This window comes from Streptomyces sp. WMMB 714 (assembly GCF_900090125.1).
Classification (GTDB): Bacteria; Actinomycetota; Actinomycetes; order Streptomycetales; family Streptomycetaceae; genus Streptomyces; species Streptomyces daqingensis.
This window is the reverse complement of sequence record NZ_FMHJ01000009.1, coordinates 220,860-237,904: the sequence shown is the minus strand read 5'-3', so window position 1 is coordinate 237,904 and position 17,045 is coordinate 220,860. Positions and strand designations below refer to the sequence as shown.

Annotated in this window: 11 protein-coding genes; 4 read left to right on the top strand and 7 right to left on the bottom strand. The window is 72.4% G+C overall.

Features of this window, described 5'->3' with window-relative positions; all coding sequences use genetic code 11:
* Window positions 1-1,021 precede the first annotated feature (1,021 nt).
* Window positions 1,022-3,244, top strand: coding sequence for a glycoside hydrolase family 15 protein (locus tag H181DRAFT_RS18460; protein ID WP_199810834.1), 2,223 nt, complete (start codon window positions 1,022-1,024; stop codon window positions 3,242-3,244).
* A gap of 59 nt (window positions 3,245-3,303) precedes the next feature.
* Here H181DRAFT_RS18460 and H181DRAFT_RS18455 read toward each other — a convergent pair whose 3' ends face one another.
* Entirely contained in the window at window positions 3,304-4,806 is a 1,503-nt protein-coding gene (locus H181DRAFT_RS18455) for a DNA-binding protein NsdB (protein ID WP_045865615.1), read from the bottom strand.
* Window positions 4,807-5,046: 240 nt separating this feature from the next.
* Here H181DRAFT_RS18455 and H181DRAFT_RS18450 point away from each other — a divergent pair, with 240 nt between their 5' ends.
* Complete coding sequence (locus H181DRAFT_RS18450) at window positions 5,047-6,210, top strand: aminoglycoside phosphotransferase family protein (protein WP_045865614.1); 1,164 nt, start codon at window positions 5,047-5,049, stop codon at window positions 6,208-6,210.
* 394 nt (window positions 6,211-6,604) lie between these two features.
* Complete coding sequence (locus tag H181DRAFT_RS18445; protein WP_045865613.1) at window positions 6,605-8,605, top strand: N-acetylmuramoyl-L-alanine amidase; 2,001 nt, start codon at window positions 6,605-6,607, stop codon at window positions 8,603-8,605.
* 85 nt (window positions 8,606-8,690) lie between these two features.
* Here H181DRAFT_RS18445 and H181DRAFT_RS18440 read toward each other — a convergent pair whose 3' ends face one another.
* Window positions 8,691-9,188, bottom strand: coding sequence for a hypothetical protein (locus H181DRAFT_RS18440; protein WP_045865612.1), 498 nt, complete (start codon window positions 9,186-9,188; stop codon window positions 8,691-8,693).
* Window positions 9,189-9,577: 389 nt separating this feature from the next.
* Here H181DRAFT_RS18440 and H181DRAFT_RS18435 point away from each other — a divergent pair, with 389 nt between their 5' ends.
* Complete coding sequence (locus H181DRAFT_RS18435) at window positions 9,578-11,884, top strand: HelD family protein (RefSeq protein ID WP_045865611.1); 2,307 nt, start codon at window positions 9,578-9,580, stop codon at window positions 11,882-11,884.
* A 99-nt stretch (window positions 11,885-11,983) separates the two neighbouring features.
* On the opposite strand, the gene H181DRAFT_RS29985 is transcribed toward H181DRAFT_RS18435, so the two are convergent.
* From H181DRAFT_RS29985 to H181DRAFT_RS18410, 5 genes are all read right to left on the bottom strand, one after another.
* Window positions 11,984-12,214, bottom strand: coding sequence for a DUF397 domain-containing protein (locus H181DRAFT_RS29985; RefSeq protein WP_045865610.1), 231 nt, complete (start codon window positions 12,212-12,214; stop codon window positions 11,984-11,986).
* Between the two features lie 109 nt (window positions 12,215-12,323).
* Window positions 12,324-12,839, bottom strand: a complete 516-nt coding sequence (locus tag H181DRAFT_RS18425) for a VOC family protein (protein ID WP_045865609.1) — start codon at window positions 12,837-12,839, stop codon at window positions 12,324-12,326.
* A gap of 209 nt (window positions 12,840-13,048) precedes the next feature.
* Entirely contained in the window at window positions 13,049-13,771 is a 723-nt protein-coding gene (locus H181DRAFT_RS18420) for an alpha/beta fold hydrolase (RefSeq protein ID WP_045865608.1), read from the bottom strand.
* Between the two features lie 10 nt (window positions 13,772-13,781).
* On the bottom strand, window positions 13,782-15,221 hold the full coding sequence (locus H181DRAFT_RS18415) for an amino acid permease (RefSeq protein WP_045865607.1): 1,440 nt from the start codon (window positions 15,219-15,221) through the stop codon (window positions 13,782-13,784).
* 196 nt (window positions 15,222-15,417) lie between these two features.
* Window positions 15,418-17,025, bottom strand: coding sequence for a phytoene desaturase family protein (locus H181DRAFT_RS18410; protein ID WP_045865606.1), 1,608 nt, complete (start codon window positions 17,023-17,025; stop codon window positions 15,418-15,420).
* Window positions 17,026-17,045 lie beyond the last annotated feature (20 nt).

The following is a 17,045-nucleotide window of genomic DNA, read 5'->3' as shown; positions in this document are numbered from 1 at the left end:
CCGGGAGCCGGGTCGGGAGCGGGACCCGGCTCGGGCCCCGGTGTCGGGGGCTGCGGGTTCGGCGGTACGGGATCGGGCCCTCCGGGCCCCGGCGCAGGAGGCGGCAGCGGATCGGGGCCGGGGGCGGGAGCCGGCCCCGGTGCGGGTCCGGGCTCGGGTCCCGGAGGCCCCGGCCCCGGACCGGGCGTGGGAGGGGCGGGTTCCCTGAGAGCGGGGCCCGGCGTCCCGTTCGCCTTCGTCACGCTTCCGCGAGTGGACCGCGTCATCCGTCCTCCTCGGAACTCTCCGCCGCGCGCGCTCTGCCGCGGCCGTACCGGGCCGGGTACCCGGGATGTCCGGGGACCGTGCCCCGGTCGGCACCGCAATGGCAGCGTTTGGCGAAGTGCGCCGGTGTCACCCGCCGCCCTGCCGCTCCGCGGCGCCGGCAGGCGTCCCCGGGTGCTCGGTCGCACGCGGGAGTCCGGCCCGTCCGGTTCCGGCCTCGCGGGCGGCACCGCATACCGCGCCCGGCGAGGGGAGACGCGGCGTGACCGTCCCGCCGACCGGAAGGGTCCACACGTGTGACGAATCAGGAGCGCCGAGAGGTCTACCTACGGCAGACCGGACGCAAGGAGACGACTCCCAGGCAGCGCCGGCGTCTTGCGAAGAAGGAGGGCCAGGGCAAGGGGTGAGCGGGTCCGCGACGCCGGAGCGCGCAGGGGGCGGTGTGCCGCGGCCGGCGGGCCTGCCGCGGCGCCCGGCGCGGGGCGCCGCAGGACGGGCGTGCGCCGGTGCGGAACCGCACCGGCGCAGTGGGGTCCCGTAATTGCCAGCAGGAAAGCGGGACATGCCGTGCACTCCTCCCAAATTCCGCGTGTGCGTTCATAGTTTGGAGTCACTTCAAGCTCTCTTGACGCAGAGGTCTTCCGAGGTAAGGCTTTCGCTCACTCATGGGAGGCCGTCAGGACGGACGCCTTCACATGGTGAACACATCTGAACGGGCCTTGTGGGGGCCCGACTTCACGCCTCACCTGGAGGACGCGTGTCTACGAACTCCCGCCGGAACTTCCTCAGAGCCGCGCTCGTGGGTGCGTCGGCCGTCGCGGCACCCGTGCCGCTGGCCGGCACCGCCGCGGCAGCCGGGCGGTCCGGTACGCGCAGCGGCGCAGCGACAGCGACCGGGGAGGCACCGGGAGGTCCGGGCAAGGACGCGCGGTTCGACCCGGCGGACAAGGTCGGCTTCGGCACCGCCCGCGGAGAGAGCAGTCTCGCGTGGTTCACCCTGCAGGGCGGCCGGATGAGCGAGACGTACTACCCCGACCTCAGCACGCCCGCCAGCCGCCACACGGAGCTCGTCGTCACCGACGGCAAGACGTTCGTCCAGCGGGTCGGACAGGCGGACACGCGCACCGAGCTGGTCGGCCGCGGCGGCGCCCCCCGCTACCGGCAGACGAGCCAGGGCGAGGGCTGGTGCGCCGTGACGCACTACGTCACGGACCCGGAGCGCTCCAGCGTCGTCATGGACATCGAGGTCCGGTCCCGGAACGGCACGCCGCTGCAGGTCTACGTCCTTCACGACCCCGCGCTCTCGGGTGACGGCAACGACGACGAGGCATTCCCGCAGGACGGCGCCCTCGTCGCCCGGGACAAGCACGTCGCGAGCGCGCTGCTGGCCCAGGACGGCTTCGCCGAGTCGACCGTCGGCTATCTCGGCGTGAACGACGGCTGGACCGAACTCTCCGAGAACGACGGCCGGTTGCAGAACCACTACGCCACCGCGGGGCCCGGCAACATCGTCCAGCTGGGACGGCTGAGGGTGGACGGCCGCACCCGCACCCGGCAGACCGTGGTGCTGGGCTTCGGCAAGCGGGCCGGCGACGCCGTGAAGACGGCCCGCCGTTCGCTGCGGGCCGGGTTCCACGCCGCCGCGCATTCGTACGACGCCGGGTGGACCGCCTACCTCGCGACGCTCCCGCAGCCCCCCGCGTGCCTGCGCACTCCGGGGGACCGGGCGCTCTACACGGCGTCCGTGGTGACGCTGGCGGCGAGCGAGGACAAGAAGAACCCGGGTGCGTTCATCGCCTCCCCTTCCATGCCCTGGGACTTCGGCTCCCGGCACGTCGTCCCGGAGACGGGTCCCTACCACCTCGTCTGGCCGCGCGACCAGTACCAGATCGGCACCGGGCTCCTCGCCGCCGGCGACCGCGCGGCGGCCGGCCGCGCCTTGGACTACATGCTCCGGACCCAGCTTCCCGACGGGCACTGGCCGCAGAACTGCAAGGTCGACGGCGAGCCCTTCTGGACGAACATCCAGCTCGACGAGACGGCCGCGCCGATGCTGCTGGCCTGGCTGCTCGACCGCTACGACGCAAGCACGCTCGAACAGCTCGAACGGGCCGCGGACTTCATCCTCGGCTACGAGAGCGAGGAGGGCTACAAGGCGCCCTACACCCAGCAGGAGCGCTGGGAGGAGCAGTCGGGGTACTCGCCCGCGACGATCGCCTCCGTGATCGCCGGACTCGTCTGCCTCGCGGACCTGCTGGACCGCGGCGGCCGGGGCGCCAAGGCCGCCAAGTACCTGGAGGCCGCCGACAAGTGGCAGGAGTCGGTCGAGAAGTGGACCGTCACCACCAACGGCCCCGACTCGGACGAGCCCTACTACCTGCGGCTGACGAAGAACGGGAAGCCGGACTCCGGCATGAAGTACGAGCTCGGCAACAACAGCGAGACCCCGGTCGACCAGCGCACCGTCGTGGACGCCGGATTCCTGGAGCTCGTCCGTCTGGGGGTCAAGCCCGCCGACGACCCGGTGGTCCTCAACTCCCTCGACGTCGTCGACCGCAAGATCGCCGTCGACACGCCCTCGGGCCGCCACTGGTACCGCTACACCGGCGACGGTTACGGCGAGCAGCCGAACGGCGAGCAGTGGACCGTCAACCGCCCCGAGGTGAAGACCACGCACGGCCGGCTGTGGCCGATCTTCGCCGGTGAGCGCGGAGAGTACGAACTGCTCCGCGGGGACCGGCGGTCGGCGGCGGGCAGGCTGCGCGACATGGCCCGCACCGCGAGCGAGACGCTGACGCTTCCGGAGCAGGTCTGGGACGAGAGGCCGCCGGTTCCCCGCGAGAAGCCGGGCACCCCCACCGCCTCGGCAACGCCTCTGGCGTGGACGCACGCGCAGTACCTGCGTCTCGCGCGGTCTCTCGAGCATGGCGCGCCGGTGGAGTTCCCCTCCGTGGTCGCCGAACGCTACGTGCGCCGCTGACGCATCCGGGAGACCCCGCTACGGCTCCCCGGCCCGCCCCGGTGCCCTCCGGCCCGCGCTCAGACGCTGCGCAGGCCGCGGGCGCCGGGCAGCCGGGGAGCCGTCTGCTTGTGGTGCCTCGGCATCGCGAGCTTGATCTCCTCCCGCAGGTCCGCGATGCCGGCGTGGCTCGCGTACTGGCCCGTCAGCCGGTACATCTCACGCAGCCGGTCCCAGGTGCGGTGGGAGGAGTTCTCGCCGATGCTGACGAGGGCCAGCCGGGCGTAGCGGTCGGCCTGCTCGGGTTCGTCGGCGATGAAGTAGGCGGAGGCCAGGGAGATCCAGTCGAAGATCTTCGAGCGCTGCCGCTCGTTCGCCCGCAGCCGCAGCGCCTGCTTGGCATGGCGTTCCGCGGAGCCCGCCGCTGCGGGCTCGTGATCGGCGAGCGTGCGGTAGGCCAGCGCCTCCATGCCGTGCAGATCCGCCTCGTCGAACATCTGCATCCAACTCGGCGGCGGCACATCGCCCTTGTCCGACGCGAACAGCTCCTCGGCCTTGCCGAGGGTGCGGCGCATCGCCTGGCCGCGCCCCATGGACGCCTGCGCCCAGGCCTCGATGGTGTGCAGCATGGCCTGCGTACGGGGCAGCGTCTCCTCGCCGGAGCCCGCTCGTGCGAGCTTCATCAGGTCGAGGGCCTCGTCCGGGCGTCCCAGATGCACCATCTGCCGCGCCGCACGGGAGAGGGCCTCCCCCGCCCGCGGACGGTCTCCGCCCTCGCGCGCGGCGTGCGCGGCGATGACGAAGTACTTCTGGGCGGTGGGCTCCATGCCCACGTCGTGCGACATCCACCCGGCGAGCACGGCCAGGTTGGCGGCGACGCCCCACAGCCGCCGCTGGAGCCGGTCGGGATGGTGGTACGCGAGCATGCCTCCCACCTCGTTGAGCTGGCCGACCACCGCCTTGCGCTGGAGTCCTCCGCCGCGGGCCGCGTCCCAGGCGCGGAAGACCTCGACCGAGTGCTCCAGCGCCTCGATCTCCTGGGACCCGACCGGGGCCGCGTCGTACCTGTCGATGGCTGCCTGGTCCGCGTAGCGGGCCGGGCCGGGGGCGAAGGAGACGGAAGCGGGGGCCGGCGCCGTGCGGAGCCAGTCGTACATGGCACTGGTGAGTGCCGATCCTGCGGTGAGCGCGGCGCCCGCACCCACCAAGCCGCGTCGGTTGAGCATGAGGTCCATTCCCGTGAATTCGGTGAGGACCTCGGCAGTCCGCTCGGGTGCCCACGGCATCCCGTCGAGCCCGGAATGCTGCCGTCCGGCAGCTCTGCCCGGCTTGCTGAACCCGAGGTCCTCGATGGTCACGACACGGCCGAGTCGCTCGGTGAAAAGAGCCGCAAGCACCTTCGGCACCGGATCGCGCGGGGTCTCCCCCATGTCGATCCACCGCCGCACCCGCGAGGTGTCGGTCGCCAGCTGCGCGTGCCCCATGGCCGCCGACTGCCGGTTCACGAGTCTCGCGAGTTCGCCCTTGGACCATCCGGCCAGCCCGAAAAGGTCCGCGAGGCGGGTGTTGGGTCCCTTGGTCACGTCAAGCCCCCAGGTTCTCGGCTTAGTTGACATTAACCCCCGCCCAACTGCCCCGGAACTATTCGCCAGGGTTCGCCAGGGTCCGCCAGATGGTGTGCCACCCGCGCGCCCGGGTGTCCTGTATGCACGCGCCACTCCGGCCAGGTCCCCGGGACGGCCCGCATTCCCCAGGGTGCGGACCGCACGGGGCGGGCCGGCGGGCGCGGCGACCTGTCGGCGCACGAAGGGACCCTGCTCACCATGCATCCAGCGACGTCCTCCGTGTCGGCACCGTTGCGGCCGCTCGGAAACCCGCCCTACGCCGGCGGCTCTCCGGCGTTCCCGCCCACCACGGGCCGGGGCCCTCTCACCCGCGGCGGGACCGCGCGGGGCAGGCTCTCCGGCGCCGTCGGAGCCCAGTCCGTCAGCGGGAGGCTGGACTTGACCGGCCCTCAGGGTGAGCGGATCCGCGCGGCTCTCGACTCGGTCCAGCGCATCTGCCCGGAGTTCCAGCCGGTCCAGGTGCTGCGCCGCGTCGGCCGCTCGGTGCTGGTGGCGGGCACAGCGGGACGCAAGAGCGTGGTCGCCAAGTGCCTGGTGGACCGTGCGCAGCTTCCGACAGAGCGCTTCAGGCACGAAATAGGGGCCTACCGCACATTCGTACGGCACCGTCCCCCCGTGCGTGTGCCGAAGCTCGTGGCCGCCGACCCCGACGAGTGCGTTCTCGTCATCGAGCGGATGCCCGGGCGGGTGGCGGCCATGAGGCGCCACCTGCTCGACGCGCCGCCCCGCTCCGATCTGCGCGCCGCTCTCGGGGCGGTCTGCAGGCTCAACCTGTGGCAGCCTCCCGTCTCCGGGTTCGAGCGGCCGGTCGACTATCCGGCGAAGCTCAGCCGCTACCACGAACAGGGACTGCTGACGGACCGCGACCTGGGCGACCTGCAGAAGCTGCTGCACGGGATCGCCCGTACGTACGGGAACGGGAGCGGCACTCCCTGGCAGTTCTGCCACGGGGACGCGCTGCTGACGAACGTGCTGCTGGCCCCCGCCGGCCCGGCGCTGGTCGACTGGGAGCACGCGGGCTGGTACCTGCCCGGCTACGACCTGGCGACGCTGTGGGCGGTTCTGGGCGACGCGCCCATAGCGCGCCGGCACATCAGCCAGCTGGCGCAGGCTCAGGGACGCGCGGCCCGGGACGCCTTCCTCGTGAACCTGATGCTGGTGCTGACCCGGGAGATCCGCCACTACGAGACAGCGGTGCGGCGCACCATGCGCGAGCCCGCACCTCAGGTCGCCCCGCAGGGCGCGGCCGAGCGTCCCGGCGGGATGGCGAGGGGCGAGGAGCAGCGGCTGTTACTCCGCAGGCTGCACGACGACTGCGCCCAGGCGCGGGGCGCCGTGCGGGCGGCCGTCGGCACGCGCTGAACGCGCCGCCGCGCACCGAGCGTTGACGACCCGGGCGTTGACGGTCCGGGGGGCGAGCGGGGCGTCATCGGTCCATACCGATGACGCCCCGCAGGCCCGGCCGCCACCGTCCCCGACGGCCGGCCCGCCGGTCCGCGGCACCGGCGCCCGCACGGATAGGGCCGGGAGGCCGGGAGCCGAACGTACGCCGCTGACGTGCGACTTGTGCCCACCTCACGGTCATTGACGGATGATCGTACAACCGATACCTCTGAGGCCTGCTCGCGTCCGCCGCATGCGGCGAGCCCAGTCCGAGGAGGCTTCCTTGCCCGGTTTCCATGAATCGTCCGGCCCCGCTCCCGACGCCCCAGACCCTCTCAGACGCCGTCTCGGGCGCGCACTGGACCGGCTGCCCGTGCGGGGGCGCTCCGCACGCGCCCTGACGGTCACCGCCGCCGGTGCCGCAGCGGCGGCACTGCTGCTGCCGCTCGCCTCGCCCGGCCCGTACGCCACGGCCGGGCAGCGCGACTCCTCCAGGCTCCAGCAGCACTTCACCGACGCCGCGGAGCAGTACAACGTGCCGCGCAGCGTCCTGCTCGGCGTCTCCTACCTGCAGTCGCGCTGGGACGCCCACGACGGCGCGCCCAGCGTGACCGGCGGCTACGGCCCCATGCACCTCACGGACGCCCGTACGGCACTCGCCGAAGCGGCACCGACGGGCCACGGCCACGCGGGCACGGAGGACTCCCGCGGCGACACCGCCCGCACGGCCCGCACCGCGGCCGCCCATGCGGCGACGCTCGGCAAGGGGAAGGTGCCCGCCCGGCTGCGCACCGCCGAACGGGCGGCCGAACTGACCGGCCTCTCCCGGAAGGAGCTGCGCGAGTCGGCGGCGGCCAACGTGCGCGGCGGTGCGGCGCTCCTGGTCGACGCGCAGAAGAAGCTGGGCCGCCCCCTCAGCTCCGACCCCGCGGACTGGTTCGGCGCCGTGGCCGCCTTCCCGGCCGCCACGGAACGCGCGGCCGGCGAAGCCTTCGCGAACGACGTCTTCGACGTACTGCGTTCGGGCGCGCGGCGCACCAACGACACCGGCCAGCGGGTCACGCTCGACGCGGCGCCCTCGCTGCGCGCCGGCGAGGCGCGGGCGGCCGGGGACGCGCGCGAGCGGGACGGCTCCGCGGCGGGGAAGGCCGGGCCGGAGTGCCCGCGGAACGTGTCCTGCGAGTGGCTCCCCGCACCGTACGAGGAGTACACGGACGACGAGGGCCGGCCGAACTACGGCAACCACGACAAGGCGAACCGGCCCGAGTCCGCCTCGATCGACTACATCGTGGTGCACGACACCGAGGGCCCCTGGAACGTCGTGATGGACCTGATCCAGGACCCGACCTACGTCTCGTGGAACTACTCGCTCCGCTCCTCGGACGGCCACATCGCCCAGCACGTCCGCGGCAAGGACGCGGCGTGGCACGCGGGCAACTGGTACGTCAACGCCAAGTCGGTGGGCCTGGAGCACGAGGGCTTCCTGACCGACCCCGACGCGTGGTTCACCGAGGCGATGTACCGCTCCTCCGCGCGGCTGGTGAAGTACCTGGCGGCGAAGTACGACATCCCGCTGGACCGGCAGCACGTCATCGGCCACGACAACGTGCCCGGCACCACCTCCGCCAACATCCCCGGCATGCACACCGATCCGGGCCCGTACTTCGACTGGCAGCACTACTTCACCCTGCTCGGCAAGCCCTTCGAGCCCGGTGGCGGCGCCGGCAGCGACCTGGTGACGATCAGGCCCGACTACGACAAGCACCAGCCGGAGTACACCGGGTGCGACGACTCGGGCGACCCGTGCCCGGCGCACGGCTCGGGTGCCGTACGGCTCCACACCGCGCCCGACGCCTCGTCGCCCCTGGTGAAGGACGCCGGCCTGCGCCCCGGGGGCGAGGACTCCACGACCGGGGTCAACGACACGGGTGCCCGTGCCGGCACCGGCCAGCAGTACGCCGTCGCCGGCCGCAAGGGCGAGTGGACCGCGGTGTGGTACCTCGGTGAGAAGGCCTGGTTCCACAACCCCCGGAAGCAGCCCACCGCCGTCCCGGCACGGGGCCGGATGGTCACCCCGAAGGCGGGCAAGGACGAGGTCCCCGTGTACGGGCGGGCCTACCCCGAGAAGGAGGCGTACCCGGCGGACGTGCCGTTCCAGGAGCTCTCCCCCCTGCCGTACAAGATCGGGAAGGGGCAGGCGTACGCCGTCGGCCTCAAGACGCGCGGCGAGTACCTGTACGCGAAGGACTACGACCCGAAGGCGGAGAAGTTCAAGGTGGTCCGCGGCGACCTCGCGTACTACCAGATCCAGCTCGGCCACCGCGTGGCGTTCGTCAAGGCGGACGACGTGAAGCTGATCCGCTCCTCCTCGTAGCCTCACCGGTCGCCACGAGGGCCCGGTACCCCCGCGGGGGTACCGGGCCCTCGTGCGCGGCGGCGGTACGTCCGCCGGGCTGGTCCTAGTGCTGGAACATCTCCGCCGGGAGCGGCTTCAGCAGGGCGTAGAGGTCGTTGGTGATCGGACGGTCCCAGCTCGCGATGGTCACGAGCACGCCGTCGCTGCGGTCGAACTGCACGCAGGAGATGCGCTCCTCCGTGCACTTCACGCGGCGCACGATCAGCAGGTTGTCCTCGTGCATGACCGGGTCGTCCTCGACGCCGGTGACCTCGACCGGCTCGTCGTTCTCCAGCGCGGACATCAGCTGGGCCACCTCGAAGGGCACCTGGCTGCCGCTCACCTCGCGGGCCGGCGAGCCCTCCGGCAGATTCCCGATGATCATGGCCGGGCCGCGGCCGCCGAAGAGGTCGTAGCGCAGGAAGACGCCCTGGCAGCTGCCGTCCGGGGCGGGAAGCAGACCTGCCCCGAGATTGCCCGGCCAGTCGGTCGGGTCCATGGCCAGGACATCGAAGTCGGGGCCCGCGGGCACGGACGCACTGCGACGGCGGAGGAACGACATGCGGACATGGTACGTGCCCTCGGCCGGCAGCCCCGCCGGGCATCCCCCGCCTACCGGGACTCGGGACCCAGGGCGCCCGTGCGGCGCGGAGCCTCCGGGAGCGGACCTCTCACCCGGCACGCGGTGCGCCCCCGGCCGGGGCCGCGGGAGCGTCCCGCGGACGTGCGTGCACCGGGAGACCGCGCGGGAGATGCGGCGTGCGGCAGAGCGCCGGAGTGCGGGAGTGCGGGAGTGCGGGAGTGCGGGAGTGCGGGAGTGCGGGATGGAGCGGCGGAGCAGCGCGGGAGAGTGCGAGATCGCTGACGCGGAGCACCGGAGCTGTTAAGCTCGACGGTTCACGTGCTTCAACTTCCTTGCACAACACGTCCGTTGAGGAGTTTATCAGCCCCATGACCAAGAGTCAACCGGCGGCCCTTCTGGCCGCTGCCCTGCAGCAGGAGCAGAGATACACGGACCTTCTCTACGACCGGCTCGAACAGGAGCGCTCCGCGACGGCGAAGGCGCTCGCCGAAGTGCATGCCCGCGGCGCCGACGGCGGCACACGCCAGGCGGCGACCGAGCGCGAGGTGCTGTCCGACGAGTACTCCCGCCGCCTCGCGCAGCTCGACTCCGTGGAGAGCGGACTGTGTTTCGGGCGGATCGACACCGCGGAGGGCGAGGCCCTCTACATCGGCCGCATCGGCCTGCGCACTCCTGCGATGGACCCGCTGCTCGTCGACTGGCGGGCCCCGGCGGCCGGGCCCTTCTACACCGCCTCGCCCGCCCGGCCCTCCGGCCTCGTACGGCGCCGCCACCTGCACTCGCAGAACCGTACGGTCACCGGCGTCGACGACGAGATCCTCGACCCGCGTCTGCTGCGGGAGCCGGGCCCTGAGTCCGGCGGCGGCTCCGGACTCGTCGGCGAGGCGGCGCTGCTCCAGGCGCTGGACGGCGCGCGCACGGGCAGGATGACCGACGCCGTGGCCACGATCCAGGCCGAGCAGGACCGCGTGATCCGCTCGCCCCTGCAAGGGGTGCTCGTCGTCCAGGGCGGCCCGGGGACGGGCAAGACGGTGGCCGCGCTGCACCGTGCGGCCTACCTCCTCTACACGCACCGCGGCACGCTCGCCCGCCGGGGCGTGCTCGTCGTCGGGCCGAACGCGGTCTTCCTCCGCTACATCGGCGAGGTGCTGCCGTCCCTGGGCGAGACGGACGTGGTGCTCACCTCGCTCGGCGGGCTCTTCCCCGGCGTGGAGGCGAGCGCGGAGGACGGCGCCGCGACAGCCGTGGTCAAGGGCTCCCTGCGGATGGCCCGGGTACTGGCCGAGGCCGTGCGGCTGCACCAGCGCGTCCCGGACGGCGACCTATCGGTGCCGCTCGACGAAGAGGAGACCGGCGTCCGCGTGCCCCACGAGGTGTCCGTCCGTGCGCTGCGACGCGCACAAGCGCTGGGGATGCCGCACAACGCGGCACGCAAGCGCTTCGTCACCGACATGCTCGCCGCCCTCGTACGCGCCCGCGCGGAGCACAACCGACGTCCGCTGGACGACGAGGAGTTGCGGCACGGCCCCGGAGAGCTGTGGCGGCAGAGATCTGTGCGGTCGGCGCTGGACCGGCTGTGGCCGCTGCTCACTCCGGCCGGGCTGGTGGACCGGCTCCTCTCCGACAGCGCCCTGCTGGCCGGGGCGGCGGCGGGCCTGCTCGACGACGCGGAGCAGGCGGCTCTGCTCCGCCTACCGGGAGCCGAACTCACGGTCGGAGACGTGCCGTTGCTCGACGAGACCGCCGAACTGCTGGGCGAGGACGACTCGTCCGCCCGTGCCCGCGCTCGCGCCGCGCGTACTGAGCGCGCCGAGGAGGAGCGGTACGCCCGGGAAGTCCTGCAGATCCTGGGGCTCGACGAGTCCGGGCCGGTCGAGGCGTCGGACCTCGCCGTCGGGATGCGCGATCCCGGGGCGGCGCGTACGACGGCGAACCGGGCGGCGGCCGACCGGAGTTGGGCGTACGGACATGTCATCGTCGACGAGGCGCAGGAGCTGTCCCCCATGGCCTGGCGCATGGTGATGCGCAGGGCGCCCTCCCGTTCGATGACGCTCGTGGGGGACGTGGCACAGACCGGGAACGCGGCCGGCGCCCGGAGCTGGGAGGAGGTGCTGGCCCCGCACGCTGCGGGCCGCTGGCGGGAGGAGCGCCTGACGGTCAACTACCGCACTCCCGCTGAGGTGATGGAGCCGGCGGCGCGCGTGCTCGCCGCCGTGTCGCCGGATCAGGAGCCGCCCGAGTCGGTGCGGCGGGAGGGCGTACGCCCGCGCGCGGTGCGCTGCGAGGCGGGGGCGCTGGTCGCGGGGGCCGTACGGTGCGTGACCCGTGAACAGGCGGCGCTGGGCGAGGCGGGTGGCGGCAAGCTGGCGGTCATCGCCCCCGACGACCGGATCCCCGCCCTGTGCCGGGCCCTGCCTCAGGCGGCCACGGGGAGCGGCCGCGCCGCGCTCGACGCCGAGGTGGCGGTGCTGAGCGTGGCCCAGGCCAAGGGCCTGGAGTTCGACCGGGTCGTGCTGGCCGACCCGGCAGGCATCCTCGCCCAGTCACCGCAGGGCGGTCACGACCTGTACGTGGCGATCACGCGCGTCACGCACCGGCTGACCGTCGTGCATGAGGGCCATCTGCCGGAGCCGCTGGGGCAGTTGGACCAGCCGGCCCGCGACGGCAGCCCGTAGGCGCACCGCGGAGATCCGGACGAGAGACGCCAGGGGGTGTCGCAAAGTAGCGTCGTTCCGGCCGCAGGCCGGGGGCCGGACGGGACTTTGCGACACCCCCTAGGTGAGGTCGAAGCGCCCGTCGCGCGCACCGAGCACGAAGGCGTTCCACTCCCCGGGGGAGAAGATCACGGCCGGAACCTCGGGTGTGCGGCCGTTGCGCATGGCGATCCAGCCCTCGACGAAGGCGATCTCCACGCCGCCCATCTCCTGAGTGCCCGACTGCCAGCGGGCGTTGGTCAGGTCGAGGTCCGGCCTTACCGCCGTGCTGGTCACGGTGCGCTCCGCCACGTGCGATCCTCCCGCGTCTCGCTGTCCGGACGATCAGCGTAACCAGCGCGGGCGGTGCCCCGACAGGTGTGTGCGGGCCCGGTTCGCTCCGGGCCCGCACACGGGCAGGTCAGACGATCTTGTTGCCGTTGAAGAGGCCGAGGTCCTCTCGGTACAGCTCGACGGGGACGCCGTTGGGGTCCCGCAGATACAGGCTCTCCTCCACGCCGCGGTCCGGGCCGGCGTACTCGATGCCCGCCCCGTCCAGAGCCTGGCGGGCCGCCGCGTGCTCCGGGCCGTCCATCGCCAGGGCCAGATGCTGCACGCCGCCCACCGTCTCGGCGAAGGGCGGATGGTCGTGGCCGGGGAAGTCGAAGAACCCGAGCAGGTTGCCGTTGCCGATGTCGAAGAAGAAGTGCGTGGAACCGCGGTAGTCGCGGTTCTCGACCATCTCGACGAGGGGGAAGCCGAGCAGGTCCTGGTAGAAGCGGACGGTCTCCTCGACGTCCCGGCAGATGAAAGCCACGTGGTGGACGCCGCGCGCCGTGGTCGCCGGTCGCCGCGCGCCCTCCCGCAGGTAACGCGTGCGCACAGCCTCACGCCTGACACGCAGTTCCTCCAGCGCCGTGCCTTCGGGCTCAGCCATCAGGGACCTTCCTCGCAGAAGTGCTTTGCTGTTCAACTATCACTCTACGGGTGTCCACTGCGCCGCATGGGAAAACCGTCAGCGGCTGACTCGTCGGAGCCGGATCGGTCGTAGCGGAACCTTCCGCTGCGGGACCGCCGATGGGGCGGAGGGGCTGCCTACCGCCTGCTCGCGCGGCGTCCCCGGACCCGCGGGCACCGCACCGGGCGTCACCTGCCGGAAGGGGAACCGCCCGCGAGGAAGGTCTGCACAGCGGCCGCGAACTCACCCGGCCTGTCCTCGTGCACGAGGTGGCCGGCGTCCTCGACGGTGACCAGCGCGGCCTCCGGAATGCGCTCCGCCATGACCGCCATGTCCTCCTGCGGGAGATGGCTGGAAGGGCCTCCGCCGATCAGCAGCGTCGGAGCGGTGATCTCCGTGAGCCGCTCCCACCAGCGCGGGTCCGGGTCGTTGCGCTGGCGGTCGAACTGCCTGCGCACCTCCCAGTCGAACGTCTGCGGCTCGTCCGGCTGATCGCGGATCTCCCGCGGCGGGTCCAGCGGCAGCATGGCGGGGGTCTCCTCGAGGACGAGCCGCTCCACGCGGGACGGGTGCTTCCCCGCGAGGATGCCCGCGACGACCGATCCGTAGGAGTGCCCGATGAGGATGACGCGGTCCAGCCCCAGCGCGTCGAGGAAGGCGAGGACGTCCGCGCAGACGGCGTCCAGCCCGTACTCCCCCGGCCAGTCGCTGCGGCCGTGCCCCCGCAGGTCCGGGGCGAAGACCGGGTGTGCGGCGGCGAGCCGGCTGATCAGCGGACCGCGCCAGTCCTCGCCGTCCTCGCCGAGGCAGTGGAGCAGGACGACGGGAGTGCCCTCCGCGTTGTCCTCCGCCCAGGTGCGGTAGGCGATGCGGAGTCCGTTCACGGAGACGGTGCTGACTTCCTCACTCATACGCCCGACGCTACTCCTTGCCTTCCCCGGCCTCCGGCGTCCGCCGGGCCAGCTCCGAACGGCGGTAGGAGTACCCGAAGTAGACGACGAGGCCGATCAGCAGCCAGACGGCGAACCGCAGCCACGTCTGCCAGGCCAGAAACGTGATCAGCCACAGCGAGAAGCCCACGCCGATCGCCGGCACGAAGGGCATGCCCGGGGTGCGGAAGGTACGGGGCAGCTCCGGCTGCCGGTAGCGCAGCACGATCACGGCGGCGCACACGACGACGAAGGCCAGCAGGATGCCGATGTTGGTGAGTTCGGCGACCTGCTCGATGGGCAGGAAGCCCGCGATGGCGGCCGAGGCGACGCCCACGATCCAGGTGACGCGGGTGGGCACGTGGCGGGTCGGGTGGGTCTTGGCGAACCACTTCGGCAGCAGCCCGTCGCGGCTCATCGAGAACCACACGCGGGTCACGCCCAGCATGAAGGTGAACATCACGGTGAGGATGCCGATGATGGCGCCCACCGCGATGACGTCCGCAATGCCGGACAGGCCGACCGACTTGAAGGCGGTGGAGAACCCGCTCTCCTTGTCGATCTCGGTGAAGTTCTGCATGCCCGTCAGGACGAGGCAGGCCAGCACGTACAGCACCATCGAGATGGCCAGCGAGTAGATGATCGCCTTGGGCATGTGGCGCTGGGAGTCCCGGGACTCCTCCGCTGCCGTGCTCATCGCGTCGTAGCCGAAGACCGCGAAGAAGACGGTGGCCGCGCCGGTGAAGGCGCCGGAGACGCCGAAGGGGAAGAACGGTTCGTAGTTCGCCGTGTCGACGTAGAAGAAGCCGACCACGACGACGAGCAGGACGACCAGCACCTTCAGCGCGACGACGAAGGTCTCGAACCGGGCGGCGCTCTTCATGCCGCGGCTCAGCAGGAAGGCGATCAGCAGGCAGAGCACGACGGCGAACAGGTCGACGCGGTGCCCGTCCCCGGTGCCCGGAGCGCCGAGCATCCACGCGGGCACCTCGGCGCCCGCCTGCTGCACCAGGAAGGAGAAGTAGCCGGAGATGCCGATCGCGACCACCGCGACGATGGCCGTGTACTCCAGCAGGAGGTCCCAGCCGATGAACCAGCCGGCGATCTCGCCGAGGACCGCGTACCCGTAGGTGTACGCGGAACCCGCCTTCGGGATCAGGCCCGCGAACTCGGCGTAGGACAGAGCCGCGGCCGCGCTGGCGACCCCGGCGATGAGGAAGGAGACCAGCACGGCCGGCCCCGCCTTCCCGTTGGCGACGGTGCCGGCGAGCGTGAAGATGCCGGCACCGATGATGCCGCCCACGCCGATGGCCGTCAGCTGCCACAGGCTCAGCACCCGTGTCAGCTGCTGACCGGCCCCGCCCTCGCCCTCGCTGATCTGCTCGATGGGTTTGCGTCGCAGGACACCCTGCGTGCTCCAGAGCCCGGCCATAGAGGTCCTCCTCAAGGTGACTGTGCCGACGGCGGCACCGGCCCGCCCGTCGGGCTCATCATGGCGGGCGCCCGCGCCCGGACGAAGGCACCGCACGGTGCCCGTGACCAGCGGCCACGGGCACCGTTCCGGTTCGCCGTCCGGGTCCTGCCCGCCATGCCGCCCTCAACGAGGGGGCGGCACCGCCTCCGTACGCCTACTCCTCGTTCTCGAGTACCGCCATTGCCGCGTTGTGTCCACCGAGGCCGCTCACTCCGCCGCCCCTCACGGCTCCCGCCCCGCAGAGCAGCACGTTGGCGTGCGCGGTCTCGACGCCCCAGCGGCCGGTGCCCTCCTCGGCGACGGGGAAGGACAGGTCGCCGTGGAAGATGTGCCCGCCGGGGAGGCGCAGTTCGTCCTCCAGGTCCATCGGGGTCTTGGCCTCGATGCAGGGGTTTCCGTCCTCGTCCAGGGCGAGGCATTCGCTGATCGGCTCCTGGAGGTGCGCGTCGAGTTGGGCGAGGGTCGCCGCTAGCGCCTTCTCCTTCAGCGCCTTGCCGTCCTGTCCGTCCCCTGCCGACGGTGCGAAGCACTCGGGAGGCGTGAGCAGTCCGAAGAGCGTGAGCGTCTGGTAGCCCTCGGAGGCGAGCCCGGAACCGAGGATCGAGGGGTCGGTCAGCGAGTGGCAGTACACCTCCGACGGCGGCACCTCGGGCAGGGTCCCCTGCTGCGCCTGGCGGTACGCGTCGGCCAGTTGCTGGTACCCCTCCGCGACGTGGAAGGTGCCGGCGAACGCCTCTCGGGCGTCCACCGCGGAGTCCTTCAGGCGGGGGAGCCGGCGCAGCAGCATGTTCACCTTCAGCTGCGATCCGGCGACGGACCCGGTCCGGCCTTCCGGCGTCTCGCCGAGCATCTCCGCGAGCGCCTCGGGCGAGGCGTTGACCAGCACGCGGCGGGCCGGCACGGTGCCCTCGCCGTCCTCCGTGCGGTAGTGGACCTCGGCGGTGCTTCCGTCGGTCTCGATGCGGTGCACGGTGTGGCCGGTGGCGATGTCCGCCCCCGCCGCCCGCGCCGACTCCGCGAGGGCCTCGGTGAGTGCGCCCATCCCGCCGACGGGGACGTCCCAGTCCCCCGTGCCTCCGCCGATGACGTGGTAGAGGAAGCAGCGGTTCTGCAGCAGGGACGGGTCGTGGGCGTGGCTGAAGGTCCCGATGAGGCCGTCGGTGAGCACGACGCCGCGCACGAGGTCGTCGCTGAAGCGTTCCTCCACGGTCTCGCCCAGGGGCCGCTCGAAGAGTGCACTCCAGGCGGCGTCGTCGCCGACGCGCTCCTTCAGCTCCGCCCGGCTCGGAAGAGGCCCGGTGAGGGTGGGGAAGACGCGCTGGGCGACGCGCTGCGTCATGGCGTAGAAGTCCTCCCACGCCTCGAACTCCCGCGTCCCTCCCGTGAGTCGGGCGAACGACTCCCGGGTGCGGGCGGTGCCTCCGCCGACGAACAGGCCGGTCCGCCTGCCGTCGCGTACGGCGGGCGTGTAGGAGGAGACGCTGCGCTTGCGCACCGCGAAGCGCAGCCCCAGGTCGTCGACGATCTGCTGGGGAAGCAGGCTCACCAGGTACGAGTAGCGGGACAGCCGCGCGTCGACGCCGGCGAACGGCCGGGTCGACACGGCGGCGCCGCCCGTGCGGCCGAGGCGTTCCAGCACGAGGACGCGCTTTCCGGCACGGGCCAGATAGGCAGCGGCTACGAGGCCGTTGTGTCCTCCGCCGACGATGACGGCGTCGTGGACTGCTGAGTCACCGGAGGTGCGGTGGGGGGCGTCAGGCATGCTTCTTCGTAGCACGTCAC

What these genes read in the sequence shown, in the direction of transcription:
- H181DRAFT_RS18450 (WP_045865614.1), top strand. Translation starts at nt 5,047, where the DNA reads ATGCATCCAGCGACGTCCTCCGTGTCGGCACCGTTGCGGCCGCTCGGA.
- H181DRAFT_RS18425 (WP_045865609.1), bottom strand. Translation starts at nt 12,839, where the DNA reads ATGGCTGAGCCCGAAGGCACGGCGCTGGAGGAACTGCGTGTCAGGCGT.
- H181DRAFT_RS18440 (WP_045865612.1), bottom strand. Translation starts at nt 9,188, where the DNA reads ATGTCGTTCCTCCGCCGTCGCAGTGCGTCCGTGCCCGCGGGCCCCGAC.
- H181DRAFT_RS18410 (WP_045865606.1), bottom strand. Translation starts at nt 17,025, where the DNA reads ATGCCTGACGCCCCCCACCGCACCTCCGGTGACTCAGCAGTCCACGAC.
- H181DRAFT_RS18415 (WP_045865607.1), bottom strand. Translation starts at nt 15,221, where the DNA reads ATGGCCGGGCTCTGGAGCACGCAGGGTGTCCTGCGACGCAAACCCATC.
- H181DRAFT_RS18420 (WP_045865608.1), bottom strand. Translation starts at nt 13,771, where the DNA reads ATGAGTGAGGAAGTCAGCACCGTCTCCGTGAACGGACTCCGCATCGCC.
- H181DRAFT_RS18435 (WP_045865611.1), top strand. Translation starts at nt 9,578, where the DNA reads ATGACCAAGAGTCAACCGGCGGCCCTTCTGGCCGCTGCCCTGCAGCAG.